Origin of the sequence: Corynebacterium sp. UMB0012, assembly GCF_030216265.1 — a bacterium.
Taxonomy (GTDB): Bacteria; Actinomycetota; Actinomycetes; order Mycobacteriales; family Mycobacteriaceae; genus Corynebacterium.
Genome location: NZ_JASOKQ010000098.1, coordinates 1 through 284, shown reverse-complemented (window position 1 = coordinate 284; position 284 = coordinate 1). Strand labels below are relative to the sequence as shown.

1 protein-coding gene is annotated in these 284 nt (G+C 59.2%); it reads right to left on the bottom strand.

Features of this window, described 5'->3' with window-relative positions:
- Positions 1-29 precede the first annotated feature (29 nt).
- Positions 30-284: acyl-CoA dehydrogenase family protein (locus tag QP324_RS12025; protein WP_284816214.1), on the bottom strand; the 255-nt coding region annotated here is incomplete at its 5' end.

Sequence of the window (284 nt, the reverse complement as noted above, 5' to 3'; positions counted from 1 at the left end):
AATTCTTTTCGGCTGAAGTATCTAGCGGTTTACAGAACGACGATGCCTTCGGCGACACCAATTGCGCGGAGGTCACGGTACCAACGCTCAACCGGGTGCTCCTTGGTGAAGCCGTGTCCGCCGAGCAGCTGCACACCGTCGGAACCAATCTTCATACCCTTTTCAGTGGCGAAGGTCTTAGCCAGAGCTGCCTCGCGAGCGAAGCCGCGACCCTGGTCAGCGCGGGAAGCACCGCGGAGGGTGATCATGCGGAGACCATCGAGCTCAATCTTGATGTCGGCGAC